The sequence below is a fragment of the Clostridium sp. 29_15 genome, assembly GCF_001916075.1.
In the GTDB taxonomy this organism is placed as follows: Bacteria; Bacillota; Clostridia; order Clostridiales; family Clostridiaceae; genus Clostridium; species Clostridium lentum.
On sequence record NZ_MNRT01000024.1, the window covers coordinates 37,249 to 50,117 of the forward strand.

Annotated in this window: 15 protein-coding genes and 1 riboswitch; of the genes, 11 read left to right on the top strand and 4 right to left on the bottom strand. The window is 26.0% G+C overall.

Annotated features, from left to right (window positions below):
• Positions 1 to 56: 56 nt before the first annotated feature.
• The 3 genes from BHW04_RS04995 (at position 57) to BHW04_RS05005 (ending at position 5,408) form a co-directional block, all read left to right on the top strand.
• On the top strand, positions 57 to 2,159 hold the full coding sequence (locus BHW04_RS04995) for a HelD family protein (RefSeq protein WP_302699102.1): 2,103 nt from the start codon (positions 57 to 59) through the stop codon (positions 2,157 to 2,159).
• A 159-nt stretch (positions 2,160 to 2,318) separates the two neighbouring features.
• Positions 2,319 to 2,494: riboswitch (Lysine riboswitch) on the top strand.
• Positions 2,495 to 2,696: 202 nt separating this feature from the next.
• Positions 2,697 to 4,139: a YfcC family protein gene (locus BHW04_RS05000; RefSeq protein WP_302631153.1), complete on the top strand. Its 1,443-nt coding sequence runs from the start codon at positions 2,697 to 2,699 to the stop codon at positions 4,137 to 4,139.
• A gap of 135 nt (positions 4,140 to 4,274) precedes the next feature.
• On the top strand, positions 4,275 to 5,408 hold the full coding sequence (locus tag BHW04_RS05005; protein ID WP_302699103.1) for a M20 family metallopeptidase: 1,134 nt from the start codon (positions 4,275 to 4,277) through the stop codon (positions 5,406 to 5,408).
• A 58-nt stretch (positions 5,409 to 5,466) separates the two neighbouring features.
• Here BHW04_RS05005 and BHW04_RS05010 read toward each other — a convergent pair whose 3' ends face one another.
• Positions 5,467 to 6,789: a sensor histidine kinase gene (locus BHW04_RS05010; protein ID WP_022212253.1), complete on the bottom strand. Its 1,323-nt coding sequence runs from the start codon at positions 6,787 to 6,789 to the stop codon at positions 5,467 to 5,469.
• Complete coding sequence (locus tag BHW04_RS05015; RefSeq protein WP_302699104.1) at positions 6,782 to 7,495, bottom strand: LytR/AlgR family response regulator transcription factor; 714 nt, start codon at positions 7,493 to 7,495, stop codon at positions 6,782 to 6,784. The genes BHW04_RS05010 and BHW04_RS05015 overlap by 8 nt, the downstream gene beginning before the upstream one ends.
• A gap of 232 nt (positions 7,496 to 7,727) precedes the next feature.
• Between BHW04_RS05015 and BHW04_RS05020 the strand changes: the two genes are divergently transcribed.
• From BHW04_RS05020 to BHW04_RS05055, 8 genes are all read left to right on the top strand, one after another.
• Positions 7,728 to 7,880, top strand: a complete 153-nt coding sequence (locus tag BHW04_RS05020; RefSeq protein ID WP_022212251.1) for a hypothetical protein — start codon at positions 7,728 to 7,730, stop codon at positions 7,878 to 7,880.
• A gap of 81 nt (positions 7,881 to 7,961) precedes the next feature.
• The gene (locus tag BHW04_RS05025; RefSeq protein WP_022212250.1) at positions 7,962 to 8,141 is read left to right on the top strand and encodes a hypothetical protein; all 180 of its coding nucleotides are present in this window, start codon (positions 7,962 to 7,964) and stop codon (positions 8,139 to 8,141) included.
• Positions 8,142 to 8,155: 14 nt separating this feature from the next.
• The gene (locus BHW04_RS05030; protein WP_302623616.1) at positions 8,156 to 9,028 is read left to right on the top strand and encodes a radical SAM protein; all 873 of its coding nucleotides are present in this window, start codon (positions 8,156 to 8,158) and stop codon (positions 9,026 to 9,028) included.
• Positions 9,029 to 9,042: 14 nt separating this feature from the next.
• Complete coding sequence (locus tag BHW04_RS05035; protein ID WP_302699105.1) at positions 9,043 to 9,366, top strand: hypothetical protein; 324 nt, start codon at positions 9,043 to 9,045, stop codon at positions 9,364 to 9,366.
• A 20-nt stretch (positions 9,367 to 9,386) separates the two neighbouring features.
• The gene (locus BHW04_RS05040) at positions 9,387 to 10,214 is read left to right on the top strand and encodes a hypothetical protein (protein WP_302699106.1); all 828 of its coding nucleotides are present in this window, start codon (positions 9,387 to 9,389) and stop codon (positions 10,212 to 10,214) included.
• Positions 10,215 to 10,405: 191 nt separating this feature from the next.
• The gene (locus tag BHW04_RS05045; RefSeq protein WP_022212247.1) at positions 10,406 to 11,137 is read left to right on the top strand and encodes an ABC transporter ATP-binding protein; all 732 of its coding nucleotides are present in this window, start codon (positions 10,406 to 10,408) and stop codon (positions 11,135 to 11,137) included.
• Entirely contained in the window at positions 11,130 to 11,882 is a 753-nt protein-coding gene (locus BHW04_RS05050) for an ABC transporter permease subunit (RefSeq protein ID WP_022212246.1), read from the top strand. Before BHW04_RS05045 ends, BHW04_RS05050 begins: the two co-directional genes overlap by 8 nt.
• Positions 11,883 to 11,898: 16 nt before the next feature.
• Positions 11,899 to 12,198, top strand: coding sequence for a hypothetical protein (locus tag BHW04_RS05055; protein ID WP_302699107.1), 300 nt, complete (start codon positions 11,899 to 11,901; stop codon positions 12,196 to 12,198).
• Here the strand turns inward: BHW04_RS05055 and BHW04_RS05060 are convergent.
• Together BHW04_RS05060 and BHW04_RS05065 are read right to left on the bottom strand one after the other, a co-directional pair.
• On the bottom strand, positions 12,166 to 12,426 hold the full coding sequence (locus BHW04_RS05060; protein WP_302699108.1) for a hypothetical protein: 261 nt from the start codon (positions 12,424 to 12,426) through the stop codon (positions 12,166 to 12,168). The two genes, BHW04_RS05055 and BHW04_RS05060, sit on opposite strands and share 33 nt — an antisense overlap.
• A gap of 220 nt (positions 12,427 to 12,646) precedes the next feature.
• Positions 12,647 to 12,799 (bottom strand): hypothetical protein, encoded by a 153-nt coding sequence (locus tag BHW04_RS05065; RefSeq protein ID WP_302699109.1) that lies wholly within the window; start codon positions 12,797 to 12,799, stop codon positions 12,647 to 12,649.
• Positions 12,800 to 12,869 lie beyond the last annotated feature (70 nt).

Genomic DNA, 12,869 nt, shown 5'->3' on the forward strand with positions numbered 1-12,869 from the left:
GAGTTAGGATAAGTATATCTTAACTCCTTAAGTTACTATTGTAAGGAGGTATTACTTTGGATAAATATCAATTTCTAAAGGAAGAAGAAAGATTAGATTATACTTTACAAACGTTAAATGAGGAAGTTTTAAACTACATAGAAAAAAGAAAAGAGATAGCTAATTACATATTAGATTATAGAAAAAACTTTATAGAGGAACATAAAGATGATGAAGATGCTTTGATGGAGTATTTTGATCATGAAAGATATGTTAAGGAAGAATATTATAAGCAAATTGATAAAAAGCTAATGGAGCTTACTAAGCTTAAGAAAACTCCATACTTTGGAAAGGTAATTTTCAGTGATGAAGATGATTGTCAAGAAGAAATATATGTAGGAAGATATGGGCTTACTAAAGACGCTACTTTTGAAAGTATAATAATAGATTGGAGAGCTCCAATAGCTTCATTATTTTATAAAGGGTCATTAGGGCCAGCCACATATAAGACACCAGATGGAGAACTATCAGCTGACATATTAGCTAGAAGACAGTTTGTTATTAAAAAGGGGTCTCTACAGGGATATTTTGATTCAGAAGTTGATGTTAAAGATGATATTCTTCAAATGATTCTTTCTTCTAACTCAGGAGAAAAGTTAAAAGATATAGTAATGACAATCCAACAAGAACAAGATGATATCATTAGAGAAGAGAGAATGAAGCTTGTAGTGGTAAATGGAGTTGCTGGTTCAGGAAAAACTACCATAGCCCTTCATAGAGTTGCGTATCTTCTATATAACTACAGACAACAATTAGGTAATAAGGTATTAGTTTTAGGTCCTAATGATATATTTGTTGATTATATTAGTGAAATACTTCCTACTTTAGGTGAAAGTGATGTGGCTGAAGAGACTTTTGCTGGTTTTGCCATGAAAGAAATAGGCTTAACTGAAAATGTCCTTGATTTTACAGCTTATTTAGAAGAAGTATTAAAAGGAAATGAAGAAGTAGTAAAAGAAATCAGGTATAAATCAAGTGAAGAATTCATTAAGTTCCTTGATAAAAAATGTATGGAGTTTGAAAATGAATACTTTAACCTACAAGCACTTAATGCCTTTGATGAAGAAATAGTATCATTAAATGAAGTAGAAGAATTATTTGAAAAACACTATAAATATATGCCTTTATTTAGAAGAAGTCAAAAAGTTAAGAGAGTTCTTATATCAAAATTAAAAGATAAGAGAGATGAAAAGGTAAGAGAAATAAATGCTGAATTTAAAGCTAAGCTTGAAGTAATGTCAGATGATGAAAAGAATATTGAGCAAAATAATTTAGAATTTAAAAGACGTAATGACATCAGAGATGTTGTAAGAGAAGTGATGAATGTAAAAGCAGATCTAGAGAATTGGATAGATAATGAAAGTATAGTTGATATTTATAAGAAGTTTATGAACATAGATATGTTATCATACTTAGATCTTCCAGCAATACTATACTTAATGATTAAGCTTGATGGAAAGAAATCTAAGGCAGAAATCAGACATATAGTTATTGATGAAGCTCAAGATTATAGCATGCTTCAATTCTTAGTGCTGCAAGGATTAACTGGTTGTAGAAGCTATACTATTGTAGGTGATGTTAACCAAAGACTTGTAAAGATTGATGAAGTACCTGCCATGTTAAGATTAGAAGATATTTATGGAAAATTTGTTAAGAGATTTGATTTAAATAAGAGTTACAGGTCAACACAACAAATTATGGAATATGCAAGTAAATTATTAGATGAAAATGCTATAGTTCCATTTGTAAGAAAAGGTAAATATGATGTGGAAGAAATTGAAATTAATGATAAAGAAGATTTAATTGATACTATTCTAGAAACCTTAGAAGAATATGATGATGAAAACTATGAAAATATAGCTGTTATAACAAAAGATAAAAATGAACTTCAAATAATAGCACCAGAACTTAAAAAGTTCACTAAAATAATGGCTTTTGATAAAGCAGATATAATTTATAGAGGGGGAAAAGTTATAGTACCTTCTTATTATGCTAAAGGTCTTGAGTTTGATGGAGTTGTAGTTGTAAATTTTGATGATAACACTGATGATTTAGTAAAATATATTATGGCAACTAGAGCTTTACATCAACTTAAAATTATAAATTATAGGGAAAAATAATTTATACTTAATATAGTTTTATCTATTATAAAAGTAGTATAAATTAAAAAAATATTGATGAAATATAATATAAAAGCACGAAAAATTTATAATTATGCAGAAAATATACTTTACATTTAAGAAAAAAAGTTGTATATTGTTAAGAGAGAATTATATTATGAAGTTGATAGAGGTTGCGATATTTAAGAGTAGATTTACGGAGGTAAGCACAAAGATGTAAATTGAAAGGAAATTTCGCCGAAACATATAGTTGATGCTTTGAAACTGTAGTGTTGGGGTTATGTAAAATATACATAAAACTGTCACAAATTAATTTGTGAAGAGCTATTACTTAACGATTATATTATTGATAATAATACTTTTATTATAATATTTGGTATTTTAGTGATTATATAGTCTTGAGTGAGAAGCTCAAGGCTTTTTTATTATTTTAAAATTAAATGTGAATAGCTATTACTTATTAGTTAAAATTTTTTAAAAAATTATTTTTTTCAAACTATTGTGACAAAATATTATAAATAGGGGGATTTTAAAATAATGCAAAATGTATCAGGTAAAGAAAGACAAGGTTTCTGGAAAAGATTTAATGGTGGAATAAAAGTTCCACATACATTAGTTATTATTTTTTCAATAATAATTTTAATGGCAATAGCAACATATATAGTGCCAGGTGGTACATATGAAAGAGTAGCTACTGAAGTTAATGGACAAATTAGAACTGTAGTTTTAAATGGTTCATTTCAGTATGTTGAAAATGAAGCACAAGGGTTGTTCCAAGTGATGCAAGCACCAGTAGAAGGAATTCAACAATCAGCAGAAATTATAGCATTCTTATTTATAGTTGGGGGTGCATTTAGTTTAATAACTAGAACAAAGGCAATAGACTCAGCTATAGCTAAGGTTGTTAATATTTTTAAGGGAAATGAGTTATTAATAATTCCTATTATATTTACTTTATTTTCTCTTGGAGGAGCAACATTTGGTATGACTGAAGAAGCTATACCATTTATAACAATATTACTTCCGTTAATGCTTGCTTTAGGGTTTGATAGTATATTATCAGTGGGAATAAGTTATTTAGGGTGTATTGTAGGGTTTGCAACAGCTATGCTTAATCCATTTACAGTAGGAATAGCGCAATCTATAGCTGAAATACCTTTATTCTCTGGAGTAGTATATCGTACTATTACATGGGTTATAACTACAACAGTAGCAGTTATATTCTTAATGGTTTATGCAAAAAAAATTAAGAAGAATCCTGAGCTTAGCCCAGTGTATAAATTAGATGAAGAAAAACGTGAAAAATTAAAAGAAAATAAAAATGAAGAAATTAAATTTACATTTGCACATAAAATAATAATTGCTTCAATTGGTGTTTGTTTAGCAGTTATCATATGGGGAGTATTAAAAGAAGGATTTTGGATTCCAGAAATAGCTGCAGTATTCTTAATAACTGGAATATTTGCAGGAATAGTTGGTGGATTAAAAGCTGATGAAATGGCAGAAGCATTTATAGATGGAGCCAAAGATATGATTGGAGCTGCAATGGTAATAGGGTTTGCAAGAGCTATAGTAATAATAGCAGAAAATTCTCAAATCATAGATACAATATTATTTGGTTTATCATCATTTATAGGTAAATTACCATCATTACTAGCTGCATGTGTAATGTTACCAGTTCAAATGTTTATAAACTTCTTCGTTATTTCAGGGTCAGGACAAGCAGCATTAACTATGCCAATATTAGCACCATTAGGTGATTTACTTGAAATATCAAGACAAACAACAGTATTAATATTCCAATTAGGAGATGGTTTCTCAAATGCTATTTTCCCAACATCAGGAGTATTAATGGCATGTTTAGGAATGGCTGGAGTACCATATTCTAAATGGTTTAAGTGGATAATGCCATTACAAATTATATTATTTGCACTAGCTATAATATTTATAACTTGTGCTATGTTGATGGGTTGGGCTTAAGAAGTTAAAAGTTAACGGTTAAGAGTGAAGGGGTAGGAGTTAAGGAATAAATTCAGTAACTTTTATCTTTTCACTTTTAGCTTTTACTTAAATAAATTATTTTACAATTAATTTAAATATGGGAGGAAAGAAGAAATGAAGACTATAATATATAACGAAGGTCAATTAATTAAAGAAAGATTAGCTAAAATTAGTGATTATATATACAATAATCCGGAATTAGGAAATAAAGAATACAAGGCAGTTGAAGCATTAACTACATTTTTAAAAGAGCATAATTTCCAAGTAGAGTGTCCAATAGCAGATATGGATACAGCATTTAAAGCAACTTTTGATAGTGGAAAACCAGGAATGACTATAGGGTATTTATGTGAATATGATGCATTACCTAAAATAGGACACGGATGTGGACATAACATGATAGGTGCTATGTCATCAGGTGCAGGAGTGGCTTTAAGTAAAGTTTTAAATGAAATTGGTGGAAAGATTATAGTATACGGAACACCAGCAGAAGAAACTAATGGAGGAAAAGTTATTTTAGCAGAAGCAGGTGTATTTGATGAATTAGATGCAGCAATGATAGTTCATCCAGATGGAGAAACTAGAGCAAGTGGATCAAGCAGTGCTTTATATCCAATAAGATTTATATATAAAGGTAAAACAGCTCATGCAGCATCTTGTCCAGAGAAAGGAATCAATGCATTAAATAGCGTTATTCAATTATTTAATGGAATAGATGCACTTCGTCAACATGTAACACCAGATGTTAAAATGCATGGAATAATAACAAAAGGTGGAGTTGCAGCTAATATAGTTCCAGATGAAGCAGTTGCTGATTTTTATTTTAGAGCTTCTACTAAGGAAAGAGTAACTGAAGTTATAGAAAAAGTTAAGAAGATTGCAGAAGGTGCAGCTTTAATGACTGGGGCAACTCTTGAAATGGAAAGATATGAATTACCTTATGATGATTTAAAGACTAATGAAAAATTATCAGAGATGTTTAATGAGAACTTAAGAGCATTAGGTATTACAGATATAAATCCAGGTAAAGCTACAGGTGGCTCAAGTGATATAGGAAATGTAAGTCATGTTGCACCAACTATACACCCATATATAGGAATAACAGATTGTCATATGATAGGTCATAGTGTTGAAATGGCAAAGGCTACTACAACAAAAAAAGCACATGATAGATTATTAATAGCTGCTTTAGCAATGGCATATACAGGTTATGATGTAATAGTTAGAAATGAAAGCTTAAGAAAATAAAATAATTGGTGGAAAATAAATTAACCGTGGTTTTCTTTTTAAATAAACCACGGTTAATTTAATTTCTTATCCAAAGTTCTAAAGTGAAAATATTATTTTCTATATTAGTATTAACTAAGCAGTTTTCATATTTATCGACGATTTTTTTTGCATTATATAAACCTAAACCACGATTTTCACCTTTAGTAGAAAAACCTTTTTCATTTATTTTAAATAGAGGAATATTATCTCTACAGCTATTTTGAATTACAATAACTGTACTAAGTCCTCTTAAAATAAAGGCTATGCTTAGCTTTTTTTCCTTAGTAAATTCGCACTCTTCAATGGCATTATCAATATATATTCCAAGTAATCTACTTAAATCTACAGTATTAATATTAAAGTGAAGAATTGGTTCCATAACCTCAATATCAATATTTATATTTTGACTTTCAGCTTTTGCAATATTAGCAAGAACCAAGGATTTAATAGGAATGTTTTTAAGATTTTTTAGTTTAACCTTATAGTCCTTAGTATCAACAAGTAGTCCTGTCTCAAGAATATTTTCTTTATAATATTTTTCTAGAGAATCAATATCTTTATTTTCTATATAATGATTTAGTGTTAATAAAATATTTTTATAATCATGTTTAAAAGTACGTAAGTTATTATAAAGATTTTCTACATTAGTTGTATATTCCTGCAATCTTTCCATATCCATTTTATTATTAAATAGTTCTGTTTGTTTAATTAAATACTGATTATAAAAATAGCTCATTAGTATATTGCAAGTTAAATATGAAACAAACAAAATAAAGTTTATTGCATATATTCTTATGTCATTTATATTTAAGATATTATAAGTTATAAATGTTATAGCAATGGAAAATAAAGAAAATAATATAGTTAATATTAAAAACATCTGTTTATTAAATTTAAAGTTTTTATAATTTAAAATATAATTAAAGCAATTTATATTTAATAATTTACTTAATATAATGGATAAAATCATTGCTAAAATACTAGATAAAATAATATAACTAATAAATAATGTACTATTCAATGATGTATTTATGAATGCTTTTAAAAATAAGTTCACTATAGCATCAGATATAAAATAATTTATCAAAACTAAGATTGAAGTTAATATTGCAAGAACCTTGCTAATTTTATTAAAGTATATATCAAGTTTGATTAAAATAAATAATAATAACAATATAGATATTCCACCACTAACTCTAAATAAAGCTAATGATATGATTAGTGAAAAAAATAAATAAGTAAAAAATGTTTTAGTATTGTAATGTATCTTTCTAAATATCATATATGAAATTAAAAGTATAATACTAAAGAAGAAAAACAATGCTTGTCTAATTAATTCACTCATAACATCGCTATTCATATAACCCCTTAATTAACCTAAATGAAGCTAAATATTCAGCACCATTATCCATATAGACTATTCTATTAATTTTATTAATTTCTTTAATTCTATTTTTATTTACTATATAAGCTCTATGGCATCTATAAAATCTATCATCAAGATTTTTAGAAATCTCCTTTAAGGTAGTAAATATTTCAGTTTTTCTATTAGACTCATGAATAATTATTTTATGAGAATTAGTAGATGTTTCAATAAATACAATATCCTTTAACAGTATTTTTATAATTCTATCATCTAAAGTAAGAGTTAAAGTTTTAACATCTGATTTTTCCTTATTAATATGTTTATGTATATGAGATAAACATTCATTAATACGAAAGTCTATTTCATTAACATTATCTTTCAATATAAAGTCCATTGCTTCTACTCGATATTTAAAAGTAAGATAAGTAAGTTCAGAATGGGTTGTTATAAATATTATGTATCCTAAAGAGTCAATATCTCTAATCTTTTCTGCAAGCTTAAATCCATTAATTTTATTATTAAGATCAACATCTAAAAAGTATATATCACCACTTCCTATATTTTTCAATACATCTTCAGGATTAGCAGTAGATAGTTTAATTCTAAATGAATAATCATTTTTAGCAATGGAATTTTTAATAAATTTTTCAATGGTAGAACGTTGAATATTATCATCTTCACAAATTACTATATTTAACATAATTTACCTCCTTGTTAAGAATTATATCATTTTATTTAAAAAAATGGAATAAATTAAAAATACAAATAGTGAGTATTTGTTTAAATTTAGTTCCCAAACGTAAAAAATAACACGAGAAACATAATAAAAGCATAGATGGGGAAATAAATGGTAATAATATGCGAAAAAGATTTATACTAAGTTTGTAAGTTTATTACAGAAATAAAAAAGTAAAAATTAGGAGGAATAAAAAATGAAATTAAACAATGATGTAAAGGAATTAAATGTGAATGAGGTAGAAGTAAAAGAAATTTTACTAGAAGAGGTTACAACATTAGAAGAGACAGTTACACCAGGAATTGGTATAGTTTGTGGAAGTGGATGCTGGGGAATAGTTTGCTGGTAATTTGAATCAATAAAAATTCTTTTGTATATCATTAGCAAAGATTAGTGATATACAAAAGAAAAATATTTTAGAGGGGGAAGTATGAGAATTCATTTTATAGAGGACGATAATAAAAAAGTAATGTTTTTTCCTGATTCCTTAAGATTTTATAAGATTAATGATATAAGTAAAGAAATAGTAGAAAGCATCATAGAAGGTAAAAGTGAAAGCGAAATAGTAGAAAAATTTAATTTTTTGGTGGGGAACCAACGTTTAATTTAGATGTAATAGAGTTTGTGTGTAAATATTTTAAAGAAAAATTTGAAAAGAAAGAAATTGATTATATACCAACTTACGGAACTGTCACAAATGGAACAAATGTCAGTGATAGATTTATTAAGTTAATTAATGATAATAAAATACAAGTTACAGTAAGTTTTGATGGGCCCGAGCAAGTAAATGATAAGATGAGAATATTTAAAAGCGGTAAGGGAACTACAAGTACTATATTAAATAATATTAAAAAGCTTCAATCCAAAACAAATGAGCCACAAGGAATTGAAGTTACTTATAATAGTGCACATGTTGAGGAAAATTTATCAGTTAAAGATGTAGTTAAATATATTAAAGATGATATAAAGGTGGACAATATTCATCTTGTACCTGTTAGTGGAGATGAAGATAGTAATTTTACGTTGAAAAATACAGATGCATTCAAAGAGTCTGTTAAAGATATATTTGAAGAAAAAGTAAATAACAATAAGGATTATACATACTCATTAATAACAAGAGTAATACAAGCTTTAAATTTAAGAAAGACAAATAAATATATATGTGAAGCCGGAATATCAAATTATTCAGTTTCAGTATTAGGAGATATATATCCTTGTTTTATGTTAACAGATATTGAAAAATTTAAAATTGGAAATGTATATGATTCAGAGGTTTTTGATGGAGTACAGTATAAAAATATTATAAATAAGTTAGAGTCATTTAGTAAATTTAAAGACTCTAAGTGTGAAAATTGCTTTAATAATAAAATATGTACAGGTTGCATAGGATCAAATTATTTTAAAACAGGAAATATACATGATACAAAAGAAGAGGATTGCATTATGTATAGAAGTATTACAGAAAAAGTAATATTAGAATTGGCTTCAGCTAATTAAAGGGAGATGGTAGTATGAGTTATAAGCCAATTGCATTAAATAATATTAGTTGTTCTTTATTATATCATTATGATGATAAAGATGATGTGTATTCTATAGGAAATATTGAAAAAGACAAATATATAGAAGTAAAAGAGAGTAATAAGGATGCAATTCTTTATACAATAAAGCAGCTTAATGGAAAAAATACAATAGATGAAGTAGAGCAATTAGTTAGAGAAAAGATAAAATGTAAAATAAATGTTCAAGAATTAGTCAAAATACTTGAAAAAGCAGCATTATTAGAAGAAATAGATGAAAAAAAGTTGAAAGAGGAGAATTTGACATACTTTCTTTAAACTTAGTAAAGTATGAATTATTGAGATATGAAAATATATTTAAGAGGCTAAAAGTATTAGTTAATCCATTTAAAGTTATAGTTATAATACTGTCAGCAATAGCATTATTGTATGGAAATATTTTATCACATATAAAAAACTTAAATATATTTGAGCTTAGTAATAATCATATTTTTATTTTTGTTGCAACGCTTATAATTATGGGAATAAGCATGTTTATACATGAAATATCACATGGGGTAGTAGCTTATAAATATGGTCTTATACCAAAGCAGTTAGTAATATCATTATATTTATGTATAACTCCAATTGTATATTTAAAAATACCTGGAATATATACTGTAAATCCTAAAACAAGGATAAAAATATGGTCAGCGGGAATAGTTTCAAATCTATTTTTAGCAAGTTTAAGTATTATAATATACAATATTATTGGGCAATTTGGGGCTTCAGAAATAATAAGTAAATTATTTTTACTAAGTTTTTATGTAAATTTTGTATTAATAATATCAAATTTATTTCCTTTACTACCTTTAGATGGATATTTTATATTATCAACTTTAATGAAAAAGCCTAATTTAAGAAAACAATCTTTTGTAGATTTTAAAAATATGGTATTGGGAAAAAAAGTAAAGTTTAAAGCAGTATATTTCATTTATTTCCTTTTATCAATAGGAATTATGGTATATATATTTGGAAGTCAGGTTTTTAACGCATATACTATATTTATAACAAATTTAAAGATATCTGATAATTTTATAGAATCTTTATGGGCCATAAAGTTTTATATTATTATAATTTTGTTATTTGTAGTAAGTAAAATAAAGAGGTTTATAAGCATAGGATAGAATAGAGATTGAAAATGAGCAGTTATGAGAGTAATGCTCATTTTTTTTTAGAAATAATAATTAAAAAATATATAAATAATCGTAAAAATTTAACGTTTAGGCAGGTATAGTTGTAATTGAAGTAAATAAATGTTTTAGTATTAAAATTACGTTTAAAATTTAGATATAGAAAAGAAAAGAGGAATTTGGATATGAGGAATATAATTGAAACTAGGGATTTAACTAAAGTATTTAAGGATACTAAAGTTGTAAATAAAGTTAATATATCAGTAAAAGAAGGAGATATTTATGGATTCTTAGGACCAAATGGAGCTGGAAAGAGTACAACAATAAAAATGATCTTAGGATTAGTTAAACCAACTGAAGGGACAGCTTTAATAAATAAATATGATATAGTATCACAAAGAAAAAATGCAATAGAATTTGTAGGAGCTATGGTTGAGGCACCAAGCTTTTATGGATATTTATCAGGATATAAAAATTTAAAGCTTTATGCAAATCTTTATCAAAAAGATGATAATAGAATAAATGAAGTTTTAGAGTTAGTAGGATTAAGCAATGCTAAAAATAAGAAGGTATCAAATTATTCTCTAGGAATGAAACAACGTTTAGCTATTGCAAGGGCATTTTTAAATAATCCTAAAATAGTAATTTTAGATGAACCAACAAATGGATTAGATCCACAAGGTGTAATAGAAATAAGAAACATTATAAGGTATCTTGCAAAGACAGAGAATGTAACCTTTATAGTTTGCTCTCACATTTTAAGTGAGGTTCAAAATTTATGTAATAGAATATCAATAATAAATAATGGTGAAATATTGGTAGAGGGTAATACAGAAGATCTTATTAAAAAAAGTAACTGTAAATGCTTAGAAGAATATTATCTTCGAGTACTAGGTTTGGAGGATAAATATGCTTAATGTTTTTAAAAATGAGATATATAAAAGTTTAACTAAAGGAAAAATATTAGCTTATTTAATTTTTCTAACATTAATAATATCTGTTATAGGAGTAATTATAAAAATTAATATATTAGATTTAACAATTGAAGATGGATTAATACAGTTTTTAAAATACAATTTGACATTTATACTTATGAAAATACTAACACCTATACTTTTAATTATAGTAACTGCTTCTGTAATAGCGGATGATTATTCAAGTGGAGTAATGAAGTTTTTCTTAATATCAAAAATAGATAAGAAAGATGTGATTTTAGGAAAAATATTATACTTAATCATTATAACATTAATTAATACATTAGTTATGTTCATTATATTTTCAATAGTGGGAGGAATTTTGGCTGGTGACTTCAGTAATATATTTTTAGGTGAGTATATTAAAGTAATGAATGCCTATATAATAACAGCCTTTGGTATGTTACCTATTGTACTAGTAACATCAGTAATATCATTAATGGTAGATAATTTTAATCAAACTATTGGAATATCCATATCAGTATTAATAGTATCACTTATGATAGATTCAATTAATTCAAAAATATTAGGAATAACACCTACATCACTTATAAGTTATGGGTATAAATTATTAGGAGATATAAGTAATAAGATGATGATAATAGCTGTTGTTTTAAGTTGTTCCTATATATTACTTTTAGTTTTAAGTAGTATAAAAATATTTAAGAAAAAAGATATGGTGTTATAAAGGAGGATACAATAAATTGATTAAGATGTTAAATGTTTTAAAAAATGAAACAATTAAATTTATAAATGAAAAAAAATTGTATATAATGTTAGGGGTGATTTTTGTACTTGTTATTTTAGGAGTAATAGCATATAAGGATATGATAAACAATGTAATGACAGGGGATGCCAGGATAGAAACATATTCACAAGAATTTATAACAATACTTCAAAATTTTAATGGAGTAACATTTTCAAAAATGTTTCTATTAGATTTTATATATAAACCGTACTTTTCCATATATCTAATATTTTGGAGGATCAATACCAGTAGCTGAATTACTAGAAGTTTTAGTATTATATTTTATATCTGTCATTCCAGCAGTGGCATTTTCATTAATAATAAGCTTAATTTCTCTAACAAAACTATCACCAAATGTTATTATTGGAGCATCTATTGGAGTAATAATATTATTTGGAATCATAGATACATTAACAAAGTTTAAATATATATCACCAATAGGAATCCTATCATTTTTTGAACAAGGTATTCCATCATTTAACATTTCGATGATAATTAGTCTAGGTATGGCAGTAATATATATACTTTTATTATCAATAGGTCTAGTGAAGGTAATAAATAAGGTAGATTACTAACTTTTAGATAGATGTGAAAAATTAAAATATTCATACTTAAATAAATGATGAATTAAGAAACTCTCTAGGAAGTTCCTTAATTCATCACTCATCATTCATAATTCATCATTAATTATTTATACTAATTTATTAGTATAAATAATTAAAAAGGTTTTCTATTTTCCTTAAAAGTGAGTATTCTTCAGCTGTATAGTGGCAATTGTTACAAATTCCTAAAAACATAAACCAAGAAGCTGGTGTTATGTTTTTATCTTTTGCTTCATAAGCATATTTGCTTTTCATAAACAAGCTTCCCTTCATTAACTTTAATTTATTTTCTTATATAATAATATATTAAGGGAAAATGTAAATG

What these genes read in the sequence shown, in the direction of transcription:
- BHW04_RS05000 (WP_302631153.1), top strand. Translation starts at nt 2,697, where the DNA reads ATGCAAAATGTATCAGGTAAAGAAAGACAAGGTTTCTGGAAAAGATTT.
- BHW04_RS05005 (WP_302699103.1), top strand. Translation starts at nt 4,275, where the DNA reads ATGAAGACTATAATATATAACGAAGGTCAATTAATTAAAGAAAGATTA.
- BHW04_RS05010 (WP_022212253.1), bottom strand. Translation starts at nt 6,789, where the DNA reads ATGAATAGCGATGTTATGAGTGAATTAATTAGACAAGCATTGTTTTTC.
- BHW04_RS05015 (WP_302699104.1), bottom strand. Translation starts at nt 7,495, where the DNA reads ATGTTAAATATAGTAATTTGTGAAGATGATAATATTCAACGTTCTACC.
- BHW04_RS05020 (WP_022212251.1), top strand. Translation starts at nt 7,728, where the DNA reads ATGAAATTAAACAATGATGTAAAGGAATTAAATGTGAATGAGGTAGAA.
- BHW04_RS05025 (WP_022212250.1), top strand. Translation starts at nt 7,962, where the DNA reads ATGAGAATTCATTTTATAGAGGACGATAATAAAAAAGTAATGTTTTTT.
- BHW04_RS05035 (WP_302699105.1), top strand. Translation starts at nt 9,043, where the DNA reads ATGAGTTATAAGCCAATTGCATTAAATAATATTAGTTGTTCTTTATTA.
- BHW04_RS05045 (WP_022212247.1), top strand. Translation starts at nt 10,406, where the DNA reads ATGAGGAATATAATTGAAACTAGGGATTTAACTAAAGTATTTAAGGAT.
- BHW04_RS05050 (WP_022212246.1), top strand. Translation starts at nt 11,130, where the DNA reads ATGCTTAATGTTTTTAAAAATGAGATATATAAAAGTTTAACTAAAGGA.
- BHW04_RS05060 (WP_302699108.1), bottom strand. Translation starts at nt 12,426, where the DNA reads ATGTTAAATGATGGAATACCTTGTTCAAAAAATGATAGGATTCCTATT.
- BHW04_RS05065 (WP_302699109.1), bottom strand. Translation starts at nt 12,799, where the DNA reads ATGAAAAGCAAATATGCTTATGAAGCAAAAGATAAAAACATAACACCA.